Raw genomic sequence first — 16,121 nt, 5'->3', positions numbered from 1 at the left:
GCCCCCGGGGCCCCTACAGCTTCTCCACCGGCGCGTACCGCAGCAGCAGCCGCTTCGGCTTGGTGTCGCCGAAGTCGATCGTGGCCTCCGCGTTCGCGCCCGTGCCCTTCACACCGACGACCGTGCCGAGCCCGAACTGGTCGTGGGTGACCCGGTCCCCGACGGCCAGCGCGACCACCGGCTTCTCCGTGGTCCGCCGGGTGGCGAACCCGGACGCGCCCGACGCCGAGGAGCGCGAGCGGCTCGAGGACAGCGAGGCCGCGATCCCGGAGGCCGGGCCGGAGGACACCGGCGCCGTCGCTCCCGTCCGCTTCCAGTCCACATGGGTGGCCGGGATCTCCTCCAGGAAGCGGGAGGGCGGGTTGTACGACGGCTGGCCCCAGGCGCTGCGCATCGTCGACCGCGTGAGGTAGAGCCGCTCCCGCGCGCGTGTGATGCCGACGTACGCCAGGCGCCGCTCCTCCTCCAGCTCCTTGGTCTGGCCGAGGGCGCGCATGTGCGGGAAGACGCCGTCCTCCATGCCGGTCAGGAAGACGACGGGGAACTCCAGGCCCTTGGCGGTGTGCAGGGTCATCAGGGTGATGACGCCGGAGCCTTCCTCGTCCTCGTCGGGGATCTGGTCGGAGTCGGCGACCAGCGCCACCTGCTCCAGGAAGTCGGCCAGCGAAGTGGCCTCGCCTTCGCCGCGCTCCTGCTCGAACTCCAGGGCCACGGCCGCGAGTTCCTGGAGGTTCTCGATGCGAGTCTCGTCCTGCGGGTCGGTGGAGGCCTGCAACTCGGCCAGATAGCCGGTGCGTTCGAGCACCGCCTCCAGGACGGTCGCGGGGCCCGCGCCGGACTCGACGATCGTACGCAGATCCTCCATCAGCGTGTTGAACCGCTTGACGGCGTTGGTGGAGCGCGCGGCCATGCCGTACGCCTCGTCCACGCGCTTGAGCGCCTGCGGGAAGCTGACCTTCTCGCGCTGGGCGAGGGCGTCGATCATCGCCTCGGCGCGCTCGCCGATGCCGCGCTTGGGCACGTTGAGGATGCGGCGCAGCGGCACCGAGTCCTCGGGGTTGGCGAGGACGCGCAGGTAGGCCAGGACGTCCCGGACCTCCTTGCGCTCGTAGAAGCGGACACCGCCGACGACCTTGTAGGGCAGGCCGACACGGATGAAGACCTCTTCGAAGACACGGGACTGGGCGTTGGTGCGGTAGAAGACGGCGACGTCACCCGCCTTGGCCTCGCCCGCGTCGACCAGGCGGTCTATCTCGTCGGAGACGAACTGGGCCTCGTCGTGCTCGGTGTCGGCGACGTAGCCGGTGATCCGCGCGCCCTGCCCGGCGTTGGTCCACAGGTTCTTCGGGCGGCGGGACTCGTTGCGCTCGATGACCGCGTTGGCGGCGGACAGGATGGTCTGCGTGGAGCGGTAGTTCTGCTCCAGCAGGATCGTCGTCGCGTTCGGGTAGTCCTCCTCGAACTGCAGGATGTTGCGGATCGTCGCGCCCCGGAAGGCGTAGATCGACTGGTCCGCGTCACCGACGACGCACAGTTCGGCGGGCGGGAGGTCGTACCCGCCGGGCGGGGTGTCGCCCTCCTCGGCGGAGCGCTCCCCTGTGCCGACGAGTTCCCGCACCAGCGCGTACTGGGCGTGGTTGGTGTCCTGGTACTCGTCGACGAGGACGTGCCGGAAACGGCGGCGGTAGTGCTCGGCGACGTCGGGGAAGGCGCGCAGGAGGTTGACCGTCGTCATGATCAGGTCGTCGAAGTCGAGCGCGTTGGCCTCGCGCAGGCGCGACTGGTAGAGCGCGTAGGCCTGGGCGAGGGTCTTCTCGAAGCCGTCGGTGGCCTGGGCGGCGAAGTCCTCCTCGTCGATCAGCTCGTTCTTCAGGTTGCTGATCTTGGCGCTGAACGACTTCGGCGGGAAGCGCTTGGGGTCGAGGTCCAGGTCGCGGCAGACCAGGGCCATCAGGCGCTTGCTGTCGGCGGCGTCGTAGATCGAGAACGACGACGTGAAGCCGAGCTTCTTCGACTCGCGGCGCAGGATGCGCACGCACGCGCTGTGGAAGGTCATCACCCACATCGCGTTCGCGCGCGGGCCGACGAGCTGCTCGACACGCTCCTTCATCTCGCCCGCGGCCTTGTTGGTGAAGGTGATCGCGAGGATCTGGCCCGGGTGCACGTGCCGCTCGGCGAGCAGATGGGCGATGCGGTGGGTGAGCACGCGGGTCTTGCCCGAGCCGGCGCCGGCCACGATGAGCAGCGGGGAACCGGCGTGCACGACCGCGGCCCGCTGGTTGTCGTTCAGCCCTTCCAGCAGCGCCGCCGAGTCGATCGCGGGGCGCGGGGCGCCGTCGCGGTAGTACGCGTCCCGGTCCGGCGGCGCGTCGAACTTCCCGCCGAACAGATCGTCCGGAAGCGGCTCCGGAGCGTGATCGTCGTCGGGCGGCGGCGGGGGCTCCTCCTCGTGCCCGCGAGGGGCCTGGAGGTCCGCCAGGAAGCTGTCGTCAAAGAGGCTGCTCATCGCTCTCCGAGTCTAGGGCGCCCCACCGACAACCGGTCGCAGTCCCCGGAACATGGCCGGTTCCGGAAGAGAGTTGATCGTGACCGCGGAATGAGCCTCCGCCTGCTCACACAACGGAACCGCCCGATGACACAGGAGCGAAACCTGCCCCAGGTCACGAAAATGTATCGGACATATCACGCACCAACCTTCACAGGAGTCACACGAGTTGGCTAGCGTGCGTGCGGGCCGTACGACCCCTACCGGCGAACCTCGCCGGGCCGCACGGCCTCCGCCGAGTCCGGTGTGCCCCGCAGGGCGCCCGGAGCCGGGGACCCACCGACCTCTGGGGTGAATCGGCCGGCTCCCACCCGGGACGCCGCCGTAGGGCAACCCTTCCGAACCACCGCCCGAACCCGACAGCTAACCCGGTAGGCGGCCCATTGGAAGGAGTCGCCTCCCTTGGCGTCGCACCGCAAGACGCGCCCCGGCGGATCCATCGGATCGGGCCTTCGCACCCCCGCCCTCGCCACCGCCGCCCTCACCTCCATGGCCGTGCTCTCGCAGACCGCAGAGGCCGCCCCGAGTACCGATCGCACCAAGCCGAGCCTGGAGGAGGTCGAGAAGAAGGTCGACGACCTGTACCGCCAGGCGGAGTCGGCGACCGAGAAGTACGACGCGGCCAAGGAGCGGTCCGTCAGACAGCGGGGCCGCGTCGACGCCCTGCGCGACGACGTCGCCCGGCGCACGGCACGCCTCAACAAGGCCCGCGAGGAACTGGGCTCCTTCGCCGCGGCGCAGTACCGCACCGGTGCCGCCGCTCCCGGCACGGCCACCTTCCTGCTGGCCAACGACCCGCAGGACTACTTCGACCAGACCCAGCTGATGAACCGGCTGACCTCGCGGGAGAAGAGCGCGGTCGACGACTACATCGGCGAGCAGGCCGCGACCATGAAGCAGCGGCGGGAGGCCGCGCAGAGCCTGCAGACGCTGACCGACTCACAGCACGACCTGCAGACCGCCAAGGCCACCGTCCAGAAGAAGCTGGCCTCGGCGCGCGAGCTGCTGTCGCAGCTGTCGGCCCAGGAGAAGGCGCGCCTGGCCGCCATCGAGCGGGAGAAGCAGCAGGAGGCGGCGCGCAAGGCGGCCGAGCTGGCGAAGCAGCAGGCGGCTCAGCAGCAGGCCGCCTCGTCGTCACCGTCGTCCTCCTCGTCGTCATCGCCCACGGGGTCCGGATCCGGATCCGGTTCGACGGGCTCCGGCTCGACCGGGTCCACGACGACCGGCTCGTACGACACGAAGGCCGAGAAGGCGCTCGCCTTCGCCCGCGCGCAGATCGGCAAGCCGTATGTGTGGGGCGCCATCGGGCCGGACTCCTACGACTGCTCGGGCCTCACCCAGGCCGCCTGGAGAGCCGCCGGCGTCACGCTTCCGCGCACCACGTACGACCAGGTCAACGCGGGCACCACGGTCTCGCTCGCCGACGCGCGGCCGGGCGATCTGGTCTTCTTCTACGACGACATCAGCCACGTCGGCATCTACATAGGCAACGGCATGATGATCCACGCCCCGAAGCCGGGCGCGTACGTCCGTGAGGAGTCGATCTACTACGGCGGCGAGTCGATCATCCACAGCGTGGTCCGACCGGGCTGACCGCCCCCCGGACCACCGGCGCGGCCCAGCCCCTCCCGCTCCACGCGCGCGTGCCACCGCAGTGCACGTGCACGCGCGCGTGCGGGAGTCGTGGTCTCCCGTGCCCGGGGCCGCCGGATCCACACGCCCACGCACGCCCTGCCGACGCCCTGAGCCTCGCCACCCGGACCGCTGATTCCCGCACACGCGTGCCGGTCTTTCCTGCGCCGATGCCCGGGTGCAGTCTTCGCTGCCGCGTTCCCTGCCGCCGGACATGCGTGGCCCTTCTGCCTCCGGACACGCTCGGCCTCGCCCGCCCCCACGCCCGCGCGCGGCCTCCCCTGTCTCCCCCGCCCGCGCGGGGCTCCCCTGCCTCCCCACGCCCGCGCGGGCCTCCCCTGCCACCACGCACACGTGCGACCTCCCTGCCACCACGCGCGCGTACCGGCGTTTTCGCTCTTCACGCGCGCGTGCCCTTAGGGCAGGGACGCCGCGGCTGCCTGGCATCGGGCGCATGCCCGGCATCTCAGGTCTGCGCGCTTGGTGGGCGGAGCGGTCCCCTGCGGCCGGGGCCGCCGTGATGGCGACCGGCGTGGTGTCGGTGGGGCTGCGCATGACCGGCGCCGAATCGGTCTCACGGGTGGTGCTGGCGATGGCGGGCGTCGCCTGGGCCGCGCTGGCCGCCGCATTCGTCCTGCGGCTGGTCGGCGAGCGCGAGCGCTGGGTGACCGAGGCGGAGAGCCTGGGCGCGCTGACCTCCGTGGCCGCGACCACGGTGCTCGGCACCCGGGTCTCGGCGCTGGGCGGGCAGACCCTGGCCGAGGCACTGCTGGCGCTCGCGGCGCTGCTCTGGCCGGTGCTGCTGGTCATGGTCGTACGGCGCTGGAGGCCGCGCATGCCGGGCGCGGTATTCCTGTGCTGTGTGGCCACAGAGGGGCTCGCCGTACTGGGCGCCACGCTCGCCGCGGCCGAGCGCACGGCGTGGCTCGCGCACACCGCGCTGGTGCTGTTCTGGCTGGGCCTGGTGCTCTACGGCCTGGCGCTGGCCCGCTTCGACATACGGCAGGTGCTGGAGGGCGCGGGCGACCAGTGGATTCGCGGGCGTTGCGCTCGCGATCTCGGCGCTGGCCGGGGCGAACCTGCTCATCGCCGGGGACGCGGGCATGTACCTGTGGAACGACGACGACCGCGGTGCGCTGCGCACTGTGACGACGGCACTGCTCGTGCTGGATCTGGTCTGGTACGTCGTACGGCCCCGGCCCGGCTACGACGTGCTGCGGTGGGCGACGGTGTTCCCGATCGGGATGACGGCGGTGGCGGCCCTGCCCGTCGGCACCGCCCTCGGCGTCCCGTGGCTCGACCGGCCGGGACGGGTGCTGCTGTGGGCTGCGGTGGCGGCGTGGCTCGCGGTCGCCGCCGGTGCGGTGCGCGCGGCCCGCGCCGGCGGCGGGGACGGCTGACCGTCAGGTCCACAGGACGGCGATGAAGATGTTCGTCATGGTCAGCGCGCCGACCACTCCGAACAGGCTTTTGTCGATCTTCTCCTCGTCGCGCTTGACGTAGACCAGCCCGAGGATCACGATCAGCAGCGCCAGCTTGACGCCGATCTTGAAGGTGTTGACATGGTGGTCGTCGGCCTGGTTGAGACCAACCAGGGCCACGCCGGTGACCAGCATCGTCAGCGCGCCGTGCAGCATCCCGGGCACGAACCGGGCCGTGCCCTGGCCCATCGCCTTCATCTGGGTGAGGAAACCGCCGAGCAGCGCGGCGATGCCGATGATGTGCAGGCCGACGAAGAGATGGATGAGTACGTCCATGGGCCCGGAGCCTAACCAGGGGCCCCACAGCCCCCTGCCACCGGCCCCGGTCACAGCGGTCGGCGAGCCCGCCGGCGATCTTGCATATATGCGCCCCATAGCACCGTGCGCATCCCGTCCGTACCGCTTTCCGCGCTTCGGTCACCACGCTGCGTGAAGCCGACGACTCCGGAACGGCGATGCGATCACATGCGGTCACATCCCGTTCCGTCGAAGCCAGTTCCGTACACCGCGTTACACGCTCGTCACAATCGGGCCTAGCGTCCTCCCCCAGGTGACCGGCTCCCCATCGCCGCCCGGGCCAGGGGCGGCCGTCGGCCACCACCGCCGAGAAGGGTCCGGCGGCGGCCTGCTTCCCCTGTGCGGGCCGCCGCCGGACGCACAGACCCCTCGGTCGTGCGAGTCGTACGGAAGGACGTGACGGTCCAGGTGGCAGCGCACCGCAAGCCCCGGCAACGTTCGACGGGCGGCCATACGGCCCGGACGGCAGCCACGCTCGCCCTGGCGGGCGCCGCCACCGCGACGGGGTTCGACGGGACGGGACACGCCGAGCCGCGGCTGACTCCGGCACAGGTGAAGGCCGAGGTGGACAAGCTGTACCAGGAGGCCGAGGCCGCGACCGAGAAGTACGACGGCGCGAAGGAGCAGGCTGACGCGGAGCAGCGGCAGCTGAACGCGCTGCGGGACGAGACCGCCCGCAAACAGCAGAAGCTCGACATCGCCCGGAACGCGCTGGGTTCGTTCGCGGCGGCGCAGTACCGCGAGGGCGGCTTCGCACCGGCCTGGCAGCTGGCCCTGTCCGGCGACCCCGACCGGTACCTGGACGACGCCGCGTTCGTGGAGCGGGCCGGTGACCGGCAGGCCGCTGCGGTGTCCCGGGTACGCGGACAGCTGCGGGAGATCGAGCAGTTGCGGGGCGCGGCACGCATCGAGCTGAAGTCGCTGCGGTCCCGGCAGGCCGAGCTGCAACGGCGGAAGAGGACCGTCACCGGCAAGCTGGACGAGGCCCGGCGGCTGCTGGCGCTGCTCCCTCCGCAGCAGCGGACCCAGGTCACCGGTGGTGACGGCGCCGCACCGGGACGTGCCTCCCGCTCGGCCTCGGACACCCGGGACGCCCTGGAGCAGGCCGGCTCGGACACCGCCTCGAACACACGCGCCGCGGCCGCCGTCGACTACGCCTACGCCAAGCTCGGCAGCCCCTATGTGTGGGGCGCGGCCGGCCCGAACGCCTTCGACTGCTCGGGCCTGGTCCAGGCCGCCTACCGCTCCGCCGGCATCTCCCTGCCCCGCACCACCTACGCCCAGATCAACGCGGGCCGGCGCGTCTCCCGCTCCGAACTCCAGCCTGGTGACCTGGTGTTCTTCTACTCCGGGATCAGCCACGTCGGGATCTACGTGGGCAACGGGCAGATCATCCACGCTCCGAACCCCTCGGCACCGGTCCGGCTGGCCCCGCTCGACCTGATGCCGTTCGCGGGGGCGACCCGGGTGGCCTAGGGGCGGGCCCGTAGGGATCAGACCAGCCGGCGGGCCGTCGCCCAGCGGGTCAGTTCATGGCGGTTGGACAGCTGGAGCTTGCGCAGGACCGCCGAGACATGGGACTCGACCGTCTTCACCGAGATGAACAGCTGCTTGGCGATCTCCTTGTAGGCGTAGCCACGGGCGATCAGACGGAGCACCTCGCGCTCGCGCTGGGTGAGGCGGTCGAGGTCCTCGTCCACGGGCGGGGCGTCGGTGGAGGCGAAGGCGTCCAGGACGAACCCGGCCAGGCGCGGGGAGAAGACGGCGTCGCCCTCCTGGACACGGAAGATGGAGTCGACCAGGTCGGTGCCGGTGATGGTCTTGGTGACATAGCCGCGGGCGCCGCCGCGGATCACACCGATCACGTCCTCCGCCGCGTCCGACACGGACAGCGCGAGGAAGCGCACGGGCCGCTCGGCGTCCGTCATCAACGCCGCGCACCGGCGCAGCACTTCGACGCCACCGCCGCCCGGCAGGTGCACATCGAGGAGGACCACCTCGGGCCGGGTGGCGGTGATGACCGTGACCGCCTGGTCGACGTCCGCGGCCTCCCCGACCACCTCGACACCGGTCTCGGCGGTCTGCCCGATCTCGGCCTGGACACCGGTGCGGAACATCCGGTGGTCGTCCACCAGCACCACCTGTACGTGCCGTCCGCCCGCGCCGCCGTCGGCAGCCCCGGAACCGGCCCCCTCGGGGGCACCCGCAGTGCCGTTCGCCTCGGTCGCGTCGCTCATGACGTCTTCTCCGCCCTCTCCATCTCCAGCTCGACCTCCGTGCCGCCGCCCGGCACCGACCGCAGCCGGGCCGTGCCGCCGTGGCGCTCCATGCGGCCGATGATCGATTCTCTGACGCCCATGCGGTCGGCGGGTATCGAGTCGAGGTCGAAACCGGGACCGCGGTCGCGCACGGACACGAAGACCGTCCTCCCCTCGACCTCGGCATAGACCTGTACGGCACCGCCCTCGCCACCGTACTTGGCGGCGTTCACCATCGCCTCGCGCGCGGCCTGCATCTGCGCGCCGGTCCTCTCGTCCAGCGGGCAGTCGCCGACTATGACGACCTCGATGGGCACGCCGTGCTTGTCCTCCACCTCGGCGGCGTTGCGCCGCACCGCCTCGGCGATCGTGTCCGGCTCGTCCGCCTCGTCCTTGCCGGTGCCCTCCGGCTTGTACAGCCAGGTGCGCAGGTCGCGTTCCTGGGCGCGGGCGAGACGGCGCACCTCGCCCGCGTTGTCGGCGTTGCGCTGGATCAGCGTGAGGGTGTGCAGCACGGAGTCATGGACGTGGGCGGCGACCTCCGCTCGCTCCTGGGCACGGATGCGCATCAGGCGCTCCTCCGACAGGTCCTGGGTCATGCGGACCAGATACGGGCCGGCGAGGAGCGTGATGCCGACGATGACGGCGAGGGCCGCCTGGAGGACCGCGCCGAGATGGGCGGCCGAGCCCTGCAGCACGAAAATGGCGGACACACCGGCCGTGACGAGCAGGACACCGCCGGCCGCGCGCAGCAGGGTGAGGGTGCGGCGCCGACGGCCGACCTCGACCCAGCGGGCCCGGCGGGCGTTGTCGGCCTGGCGCCAGACGAGGGCGACCCCGGCCGCGACGAGGACGGCGGGCAGCAGATAGGCCTTGGCCGCGCTGGTCAGGTTCACGCTGCCCACGAACACGATGGACACGACGACCATGAGGAGCAGCGCGACGATCTGCCCGCGGTCCGGCTTGCGGGCCACGAGTCTGCGGCGGCCGCCCGGCGCGGTCTCGGCGGCGGCCAACGGCGGCTTGTGACCGCCGACGCCGCCGACGCCCAGCGGGACGAAGAACCAGAACGCCGCGTAGAGCAACGCGCCGAGGCCGTTCGCCATGAACAGGCCGACGAAGGCGAGCCGGACCCAGATGACGGGCAGCCCGAGATGCCCGGCGAGGCCCCGCGCCACTCCGCCGAGCCAGCGTCCGTCGCTGCTGCGGTAGAGCTTGCGCGGCGGCCGCGGGTCGTCGACTGGCAGGCTTGCGGCTTCCGGCATGCCAACGATGGTCACACGCCCGGCGGGGCCAGGCATCAGGGTCGGCCCCCGAGACACCCCTGATCTTCCTCGGGGCCGGGTCGGGGAGCACCTCGCAGGGCTGGTCACGTGCGGCTCGAACGGTTCCCCGCCTCGTCTCAGGGCCGATTTCAGGGTTCGGCCAGGGTCGTCCCGACTGCCGCCGCGGCGGCCGGGCCGTCACCATGGACGCATGACGGATCACGAGCACGCCGCGACGGGTCCGGGACCCGGCTCCGGCCCGCGCCCGGCCCCGGGCACCGGACCGACGGATGCCGCGCCCGCCGCGACGGAGAAGACGGGAGCGGCCGGCGCCGGCACGCAGGCCGGCGCACAGCAGCAGGACCAGGAGCAGCCCGGCGCCGGGGCCCTCGAGCGGTTCCGGCGCGACCGCGGGCACAAGATGATCGCGGGCGTGTGCGCGGGCCTCGGCCGGCACACCGACATGGACCCGCTGATCTTCCGGATCACTCTGGCCGTGCTGTCCGCGACCGGCGGCATCGGCCTCATCTTCTACGGCTTCGCCTGGCTGCTGGTGCCGTACGAGGACGAGGAGGAGAACGAGGTCCGCAAGCTCCTGACGGGCCGGGTCGACGGCCAGGCGCTCGCCGCCGTGCTGTTCGCCCTGGTCGGCTGCGGGATCTTCCTGACCATGCTGAGAAACGGCGGGGTGCTGGCCTTCGCCGTGGTGCTCTCCCTGCTGCTGGCAGGTGCCGGGTACTGGTCACGGCGGCGCGGCGCCCCCGACCCCGACCCGCTCGCCGCCCAAGCCGCCGCCGACGCGCCGCCGGAGGCCCAGGCGCCGCCGGTCGTCACCGTCTACCCGTCGTGGTGGCGGGACCCGATCGTCAAGGACGGCACCCATGTCGGCGGCACCGGCTATCTGTGGGGGCCCGGCGGCACCCGCGACCCGGACCTCACCTCGGTGGTCGACGTCGGCATCGCCACCCCCTGGACGCACCACGGCCACCAGACCTCCATACAGCCGCGGCCCAGTGCGGCCCCGAGACCGCGCGGCCCGCGCTGGATCGGCGGCTGGGTGTTCCTGCTCGCCCTGGTGGCGGGCGGCCTGGGCTCCGGACTGACCTGGGGCACGCACCCGCTGGGCACCAGTCTGCAGACCGGTCTGGCGTGCGCGCTCGCGGTGTTCGGCCTGGGCATCACGGTCAGCGCGTTCCTGGGCCGCACGGGAGCCGGGACGGTCTTCCTGGCGATCGTCACGGCAGCGCTGCTCGCCGGGGCGGCGGCCATGCCCAAGGACATCACCACCCACTGGAGAGACACCTCCTGGACGCCCGCCGCGGCGGCGCAGGTACGGCCGGCGTACGACCTGGGCACCGGGCGCTTCACGCTGGACCTGAGCCGGGTGCGCCCGGGCAAGGGGCGGACGGTCGCGACGGACGCCCACGTGGGTGCGGGACAGCTGAAGGTGATCGCGCCGGCGGACGCGACCCTCCGGATGAACATCGAGGTGGGCCTCGGCGACATCCGGTTGCCCGGGGAGAGCAGAAAGGACGTGGACGTGCAGCCGCGCAGGCTCAAGAACGTGACGCTGGCGCCGGCCAAGGGTGCCAAGGACGCCGGCACGCTGGACCTCACGCTGAGGGTCGGTGCGGGACAGGTGGAGGTCGATCGTGCTGCGTCATGAGTTCCAGCCCGGGAAGCTGGTCGCCGGGCTCTTCCTCACCGCCACCGGCGTGGTCTTCGCGGGGGATGCGGGCGGCCTGTGGGAGACGCCGTGGTTCGCGGTCGTGCCGCTGATCGTGGGCGGCCTGTTCCTCGCCGGTGCCACGGCAGCCGTGGCCCGGGGGATACGCAGACGGGGCGACGCCGAGAGCGGCTGACGGTCGCGGTCCAGCGGGCTGGTGGGTGTCCGGCGATCGGTGGGTGTACGGCCGCTAGCGATAGCCGCCCAGTCGCTGCCGGCGGCGGGCTCGCCAGGCCGCGTCCACGGAGAGGTAGGGGGCCCCGGCGAGGATCAGGGGGATCCAGGCCATGAAGTAGGCGAGGTCGTTGCCGTAGTAGTAGGGGGTCGTCGACCAGCTCACCGTCATCCACAGACTGAACGAGATCATCGCGCCACCGAGCGCGGCCAGCCGGGCGAGCAGACCGAGCAGGGTGCCGATGCCGACGGCCAGTTCACCGAGGGCGATGGCGTAGCCGAAGCCGACCGGGGCCTTCAGGGCCAGGTCGACCAGGGCCGGGATGGCGGCGGAGTCGCGGGCCGAGCGCATGGTGTCACCGATGGACCCGGCCCCGCCGGACTTCAGGAAGGAGCTGCTGGTGAGCTTGTCCAGGCTGGCGTAGATGAACGTGACGCCGAGGAAGACGCGCAGGGGCAGGAGGGCGTAGTGGGCGGCGGTGTCCCGCCAGCCTCCCGGGCCGTTCATCCGGTTCATGTGCGTGTCCGTCCGAATGCCGTGAGTCATCGCCGCAAACCGCCCTCTCGCCCGACGTCCCGCCCCTCAGTTGACCATACGTACGACAAGGAGGCGCAGTTCAATCCCAACCCGGATGTTTTTCCGGATTTCGGCGCCTGGATGAGCGGGGGGCGCTGTGGTTTCCGGGGGGCGATCTCGAAACGGGCCGTGCCCGCACGGCCGGTCGAAGTCCAGTCGGTCCAGGGAGGTGGCGGTGGTGCGTCAGGGGGTGGTGGTGCCGAGGGTGGTCAGGCCATCGCCCGGCTCGTCGTACACGTCGGGCAGGTGCCGGCCTCCGGTGCCGGCCGGCCGTGCGGGCCGGCCGTGCGGGCCGGCCGTGGTCAACGACAGGACGCTCCCGCTCATCGGCCGGCCGTTCCCCCCGCCGCTCACTCGGTGATCTGGACGATACAGCGGTTGGTCGCCACCCCGGCCGCGGTGACCACCTGCACCTCCACCGCGCCGGGCTCGACGTCGGCCGGTACGGGCACGGTCAGGACGCTGTCGGTGGGGTTGCTGAAGCCGCCGGTGACGGGAATCAGCGGGACGTGCACGTCGACGCTGCCGATGCGGACCACCATGCGGGAGAGCCGGTCGGCGCTGTGGGCGCCGGGCGGCACGAAACCGGCGCCACGGATCTCGATGTCGTCGCCGGTGCGGATCGGCCCGTCCAAGTCGCCGATTTCACGGGCGCGGACCACGGAGAGGACGACCGGGCGGCCGCCCTCGGTGTACTTGCCGGCCAGGTAGGTCAGGGCGGAGATCAGCACCACCACGCCCAGCCCCCAGGGCAGGTCGGGCAGCTGGTCGGGGCGGCGGGCCAGCCGTACGGCGGCGAACAGCAGGGCGACGGCGTGGATGGCGACGTACTGGATGTCGGTGAAGGCGCCCCGCCCGGAGTCGTCGGTGAGCAGGTCGGCGGCGCGCGGCCGGTGCGCCGGCACCTTCTGCAGCCGCTGCGCCAGGATGCGCAGGCCCACCACCCGGCGGACCAGCACGGCGATGCCGCACACCACGGCGAGGACGGTCACCACGCCCGCGCCCCGCGCGAGGTCGAGGCCGGAGATCAGGGCGTCGCGTTCGGCGTGGTCGGAGGCGGCGGCCAGGCGGGTGGCCAGCAGCAGGACGGCGTAGCCGACGAACAGCACCCAGCAGGCGGCGACCGTACGGGAGGTGGACATCCGGTTGTCCTCGCCGATCACCGGGGCCAGCGCCCCGCCGCGCGCCCGGTGCAGCCAGGAGGCGGCGCTGAACACACCGGCGACGACGAGCGCGGCGGTCAGGCCCGCGGTGCGGGCGCCGGCCCAGCCCGCGCCGACCGCGGTGAGCGCCTCCCCGAGCAGCAGCGCGAGCACCGCGCCCCACGCCACGCACACCGTGCGCAGCCACAGGCGGGCCAGCCAGGCCTCGCCCTCGGCGCGCCCGCGTTCGGCGACGGCCTCCGCCGTCTGGGTCAGTTCCTCGGAGACCCACTGGCGGGACGCCGAGGCCGAGTGCGCCACGGCCACCGGCAGGCCCTGCCCGGCCGCGAACTCGTCCCGTCGGCGCAGGAACGCGGCGACGGCCCGCCGGTGTCCCTCCCGGGCGCCGTGCGGGCAGTCCCCGCAGGTGCAGCCGCCCTCGTGGATCCCCTCGGCACCCGTGCCCTGTCTCGCCTCCTGCACCGCCACGACCGGCGCCCGCCTTCCCCACGACCTTCCGGCACGTCGGAGGGACCTTCGCCGGAAGGCCTCACCGCCGCGCAACTGCCCTGCGTCGACAGCGAATTGTGCCCTACGCCGGGCCGTCCGGGGCGCTCGGGCCGGGTCACGGCGGGTGAAGTACGGGCCGCCGTGTTGACCCGGCTGCGAGAATTTCCGTATGGCCGAGATCATCCAGCGGGACGGGACCTGGGCCTTCGACGGCAGCACGATCCGGATCACCCCCGGACTGCACCGCTGCGTTCCGCTGTTCCGGCAGACGTACGGGGAGATCTCCGTGCCGCTGGAGGCGGTCTCGGAGGTGGTCTGGGAACCCGAGCGCAAGCGTGGCCGGCTGCGGATGCGGCTGCGCGAGGGCGCCGACCCGTTGCTGCAGGCGACGGGCGGGCGGCTGCCGGATGCGGCGGATCCCTACCGGCTGACGGTGGACGTGGACCGCGGCGGCGTCGCGGAGTACGTCGCCGAGGAGATCCGGCACGCCCTGCTCCTCGACCGGGTCACGAAGGAACCCACGACCGCCTATCTGCTGCCGGGCCCGCCGGTGCCGGTGTCCGTGCGGTCCTCCGACGGCACGGTGTCCTTCGACGGCACGCAGGTGCGCATCGACTGGGCCGACACCTCCGACCGGGTCAAACGCGCGACCGGCCCGCGGATCATCGCCCTGGGCGACCTGGTGCAGGTGGAGTGGCTGCCCAACTCCGGGTACGAGGACGGCTTCCTGCGGTTCGTGACCCCGGAGACGGCGTTCTCCAAGCTGCCGCCCGAGCGGGACCCCTACACCCTGGACCTGTGGGGCAGCGTGCGGCGCGATCTGCTGACCGCGCTGGTCGCGACGGCCGTCACCGCCCGGCTGCCGCATCCCTCCACCCGCACGGTCGGCGCCCACGGCGGCCGGGACCGGCAGCGTGCGGCCGTACCGGAGCAGGCCGACCACCATGACGTACTGCTGTGCCGGCTGCGGGAGTTGGGGGAACTGCACCGGGACGGGGTGCTCACGGACGAGGAGTTCGCGATGACCAAGGCAGCCGTGCTGAGAGGCTTCGGCTGAGCGGGCCCGGCCTCCCCGCCGAGGCTTCGGGTCAGCTGAGCAGGTCCGGCTCGCTGCGGCTGATGTCCTGCCACAGGGGCTGGTAGTTGATCCAGGCCACCAGGTCGCCGCCGAGCTGCTCGCGGGTGGCGACGGCCAGTTTGTGGTCGATGAGCACCGGGCGGCCGGCGGCCTTCGCCGTCAGCTGCACCTGGCAGGACCGCTCCATGGACAGGAACCACCAGGCGGCGGCGTCCACCGAGTCACCGACGGTGAGCAGTCCGTGGTTGCGCAGCACGAGCGCCTTGCGGGAGCCGAGGGCCCCGGCGATCCGGCGGCCTTCCTCGATGTCCACGGTGACGCCGGTGTAGGCGTCGTAGAGGGCCACGTCCTCGTAGAAGGCGCAGCTCTCCTGGGTGAGGGGGTCGATCAGCTCGCCGAGCGCGGCGAGGGCACGGCCGTACACGGAGTGGCAGTGGGCGACGGCGACGACGTCCGGGCGGGCGGCGTGGACCTGGGCGTGCACGGTGAAGGCGGCCTGGTTGACGTGGTAGCGGCCCTCGACGACCTGCCCGTCCTGGTTGGCGAGGACGAGATCGCCGACGGTGACGTGCTTGAACGGCATCCCGAAGGGGTTGACCCAGAAGCAGTCGGTGAACTCCGGGTCGCGGGCGGTGATGTGCCCCGAGACGCCGTCCTCGAGCCCGGCCCGCCCGAAGATCCGCAGCGCACCGGCGAGCCGCTCCTTGCGGTGCCGGCGCTCGTCCTCCACCGAGTCGAACATCGGCGGCATGGCGAACCGCAGCTGGTCGGTGGGCAGCGGCAGGGGCGGGGTGGGCCCGTGCATAGGTCCTCCAGCGCTGGAATTGCTGTACGCGCCGGAAGTTACCGCCGGTCAGCGCAAAAGGGCAGAGCTGTTTTGTAAAGATGACGTACGCGACGGATACAGGACAGAGGATGTCGGGTTTGCCGGTGAGACTGGCGCGCATGACACGGATGAACTGGGCGGCCTTCGTTTCCGCCGAGCCTGGGCCGGCGACGACCGTCGAGCAGCGTTTCCGGGCGTTCCGTCACCATGTCCTTGCCACGCTCCGCAGGGACGGCTCGCCGCGCACCTCCGGTCTGGAGGCCGACTTCCGCGGTGGCGAGCTCTGGCTCGGCATGATGGCGGGCTCACTCAAAGCCCTCGACCTGCGGCGCGATCCCCGCTTCGCGCTCCAGGCGAACCCCGGCGAGGGGACCGGCATGGACGGCGGGGACGTGCGGATCGGCGGGCGGGCGTACGAGGTCGGGGACGGAGCCGGGGACGCGGAGACCAAGGCCGAGTACGTGAAAGAGGTGAAACCGCCGCAGCCGTTCCACCTCTTCCGCACCGAGCTGACGGAGGTCGTGCGGACCTACGTCGAGGACGACACGTATCTGGTCGTCGAGATCTGGAAGCCCGGTGAGCCCCTGCGCACGATCAGGCGCACCTAGGG

Annotated in this window: 14 protein-coding genes, 1 pseudogene and 1 riboswitch; of the genes and pseudogenes, 7 read left to right on the top strand and 8 right to left on the bottom strand. The window is 72.2% G+C overall.

The features are described 5' to 3' along the window. Positions 1-13 precede the first annotated feature (13 nt). Complete coding sequence (gene pcrA, locus ACWDEN_RS19880) at positions 14-2,506, bottom strand: DNA helicase PcrA (RefSeq protein WP_450859777.1); 2,493 nt, start codon at positions 2,504-2,506, stop codon at positions 14-16. Positions 2,507-2,768: 262 nt separating this feature from the next. Beyond that, positions 2,769-2,940, top strand: a riboswitch (cyclic di-AMP (ydaO/yuaA leader). 7 nt (positions 2,941-2,947) lie between these two features. On the opposite strand from pcrA, the gene ACWDEN_RS19875 reads away from it, so the two are divergent. Together ACWDEN_RS19875 and ACWDEN_RS19870 are read left to right on the top strand one after the other, a co-directional pair. Continuing rightward, positions 2,948-4,138, top strand: coding sequence for a C40 family peptidase (locus tag ACWDEN_RS19875; RefSeq protein ID WP_351618199.1), 1,191 nt, complete (start codon positions 2,948-2,950; stop codon positions 4,136-4,138). 493 nt (positions 4,139-4,631) lie between these two features. Beyond that, a pseudogene (locus tag ACWDEN_RS19870) lies at positions 4,632-5,577 on the top strand (tellurite resistance/C4-dicarboxylate transporter family protein). Positions 5,578-5,580: 3 nt separating this feature from the next. Here the strand turns inward: ACWDEN_RS19870 and ACWDEN_RS19865 are convergent. After that, on the bottom strand, positions 5,581-5,934 hold the full coding sequence (locus ACWDEN_RS19865) for a hypothetical protein (protein WP_351618194.1): 354 nt from the start codon (positions 5,932-5,934) through the stop codon (positions 5,581-5,583). 429 nt (positions 5,935-6,363) lie between these two features. On the opposite strand from ACWDEN_RS19865, the gene ACWDEN_RS19860 reads away from it, so the two are divergent. Then, complete coding sequence (locus ACWDEN_RS19860; protein ID WP_450859814.1) at positions 6,364-7,431, top strand: NlpC/P60 family protein; 1,068 nt, start codon at positions 6,364-6,366, stop codon at positions 7,429-7,431. 17 nt (positions 7,432-7,448) lie between these two features. Here the strand turns inward: ACWDEN_RS19860 and ACWDEN_RS19855 are convergent, their stop codons facing one another. Then, positions 7,449-8,192 (bottom strand): response regulator transcription factor, encoded by a 744-nt coding sequence (locus tag ACWDEN_RS19855; protein ID WP_351618192.1) that lies wholly within the window; start codon positions 8,190-8,192, stop codon positions 7,449-7,451. Beyond that, on the bottom strand, positions 8,189-9,478 hold the full coding sequence (locus tag ACWDEN_RS19850; protein ID WP_450859776.1) for an ATP-binding protein: 1,290 nt from the start codon (positions 9,476-9,478) through the stop codon (positions 8,189-8,191). Before ACWDEN_RS19850 ends, ACWDEN_RS19855 begins: the two co-directional genes overlap by 4 nt. Before the next feature lie 211 nt (positions 9,479-9,689). Here ACWDEN_RS19850 and ACWDEN_RS19845 point away from each other — a divergent pair, with 211 nt between their 5' ends. Beyond that, entirely contained in the window at positions 9,690-11,144 is a 1,455-nt protein-coding gene (locus tag ACWDEN_RS19845) for a PspC domain-containing protein (RefSeq protein WP_450859775.1), read from the top strand. After that, on the top strand, positions 11,131-11,340 hold the full coding sequence (locus ACWDEN_RS19840) for a hypothetical protein (RefSeq protein ID WP_228621160.1): 210 nt from the start codon (positions 11,131-11,133) through the stop codon (positions 11,338-11,340). Before ACWDEN_RS19845 ends, ACWDEN_RS19840 begins: the two co-directional genes overlap by 14 nt. Before the next feature lie 54 nt (positions 11,341-11,394). Here the strand turns inward: ACWDEN_RS19840 and ACWDEN_RS19835 are convergent, their stop codons facing one another. The 3 genes from ACWDEN_RS19835 to ACWDEN_RS19825 all read right to left on the bottom strand — a co-directional run bounded on the left by ACWDEN_RS19835 (position 11,395) and on the right by ACWDEN_RS19825 (position 13,586). Next, positions 11,395-11,925, bottom strand: coding sequence for a DoxX family membrane protein (locus ACWDEN_RS19835; protein ID WP_351618183.1), 531 nt, complete (start codon positions 11,923-11,925; stop codon positions 11,395-11,397). A gap of 213 nt (positions 11,926-12,138) precedes the next feature. Next, a complete protein-coding gene (locus ACWDEN_RS19830) occupies positions 12,139-12,282 on the bottom strand; it encodes a hypothetical protein (protein ID WP_450859774.1) in 144 nt (47 codons plus the stop codon). A gap of 23 nt (positions 12,283-12,305) precedes the next feature. Continuing rightward, positions 12,306-13,586, bottom strand: a complete 1,281-nt coding sequence (locus tag ACWDEN_RS19825) for a hypothetical protein (RefSeq protein WP_450859773.1) — start codon at positions 13,584-13,586, stop codon at positions 12,306-12,308. A gap of 190 nt (positions 13,587-13,776) precedes the next feature. Between ACWDEN_RS19825 and ACWDEN_RS19820 the strand changes: the two genes are divergently transcribed. Then, positions 13,777-14,664 carry a DUF4429 domain-containing protein gene (locus tag ACWDEN_RS19820; protein WP_450859772.1) on the top strand — a complete coding sequence of 296 codons (888 nt, stop codon included), beginning with the start codon at positions 13,777-13,779 and terminating at the stop codon, positions 14,662-14,664. Between the two features lie 31 nt (positions 14,665-14,695). Here ACWDEN_RS19820 and ACWDEN_RS19815 read toward each other — a convergent pair whose 3' ends face one another. Beyond that, the gene (locus tag ACWDEN_RS19815; RefSeq protein ID WP_351618174.1) at positions 14,696-15,490 is read right to left on the bottom strand and encodes a class II aldolase/adducin family protein; all 795 of its coding nucleotides are present in this window, start codon (positions 15,488-15,490) and stop codon (positions 14,696-14,698) included. A 149-nt stretch (positions 15,491-15,639) separates the two neighbouring features. Here ACWDEN_RS19815 and ACWDEN_RS19810 point away from each other — a divergent pair, with 149 nt between their 5' ends. Continuing rightward, positions 15,640-16,119, top strand: coding sequence for a pyridoxamine 5'-phosphate oxidase family protein (locus tag ACWDEN_RS19810; protein ID WP_450859813.1), 480 nt, complete (start codon positions 15,640-15,642; stop codon positions 16,117-16,119). The last annotated feature ends 2 nt before the right edge of the window (positions 16,120-16,121 follow it).

The organism is Streptomyces sp. NPDC001153, assembly GCF_053598315.1.
The sequence above is the reverse complement of the archived record's forward strand: the minus strand, read 5'-3'. Positions and strand labels throughout refer to the sequence as shown.

Excerpts from the sequence above, each read along its gene's own strand:
- ACWDEN_RS19820 (WP_450859772.1), top strand. The coding sequence starts at position 13,777 with ATGGCCGAGATCATCCAGCGGGACGGGACCTGGGCCTTCGACGGCAGC.
- ACWDEN_RS19865 (WP_351618194.1), bottom strand. The coding sequence starts at position 5,934 with ATGGACGTACTCATCCATCTCTTCGTCGGCCTGCACATCATCGGCATC.
- ACWDEN_RS19850 (WP_450859776.1), bottom strand. The coding sequence starts at position 9,478 with ATGCCGGAAGCCGCAAGCCTGCCAGTCGACGACCCGCGGCCGCCGCGC.
- ACWDEN_RS19815 (WP_351618174.1), bottom strand. The coding sequence starts at position 15,490 with ATGCACGGGCCCACCCCGCCCCTGCCGCTGCCCACCGACCAGCTGCGG.
- ACWDEN_RS19835 (WP_351618183.1), bottom strand. The coding sequence starts at position 11,925 with ATGACTCACGGCATTCGGACGGACACGCACATGAACCGGATGAACGGC.
- ACWDEN_RS19810 (WP_450859813.1), top strand. The coding sequence starts at position 15,640 with ATGAACTGGGCGGCCTTCGTTTCCGCCGAGCCTGGGCCGGCGACGACC.
- ACWDEN_RS19855 (WP_351618192.1), bottom strand. The coding sequence starts at position 8,192 with ATGAGCGACGCGACCGAGGCGAACGGCACTGCGGGTGCCCCCGAGGGG.
- ACWDEN_RS19830 (WP_450859774.1), bottom strand. The coding sequence starts at position 12,282 with ATGAGCGGGAGCGTCCTGTCGTTGACCACGGCCGGCCCGCACGGCCGG.
- pcrA (WP_450859777.1), bottom strand. The coding sequence starts at position 2,506 with ATGAGCAGCCTCTTTGACGACAGCTTCCTGGCGGACCTCCAGGCCCCT.
- ACWDEN_RS19845 (WP_450859775.1), top strand. The coding sequence starts at position 9,690 with ATGACGGATCACGAGCACGCCGCGACGGGTCCGGGACCCGGCTCCGGC.